Source organism: Salinimicrobium oceani, from assembly GCF_012037645.1.
On the sequence record NZ_JAAVJR010001104.1, the window covers coordinates 1 to 359 of the forward strand.

Sequence of the window (359 nt, forward strand, 5' to 3'; positions counted from 1 at the left end):
CTCAAAAAGCTTTATGGACCTTATCCAGGACGTATTCTCGGTGGTGGCTTTACCTTTAGGTGGTTTCCTGCTGAGCCTTTTTATTGCCACCCGCTGGACGACCGCAAAATTTTCTGAAGAAATTAGCCATGGAGCTCCAAATTATAAGGGGTCCTTCCTTGAAACTTTCCTCAACATCATGATTAAATACATTTGCCCTGTGGTGTTGGGATTCATGTTTGTGCTTACGGTGCTTCAGAAGTTCTTTAATGTGGAATTATTTTGATCTTGCTTCGGAAGCAAAGTGAAATTTTAATTTGCTTCCGAAGCCAATAAATTCTGAGGTTCCCAAAATATCATTTTTGGGAGGTATTCTTATT

At 39.8% G+C, this 359-nt stretch carries 1 protein-coding gene; it reads left to right on the forward strand.

Features of this window, described 5'->3' with window-relative positions:
* Window positions 1-265: hypothetical protein (locus HC175_RS20990; RefSeq protein WP_209310164.1), on the forward strand; the 265-nt coding region annotated here is incomplete at its 5' end.
* Window positions 266-359: the final 94 nt, after the last annotated feature.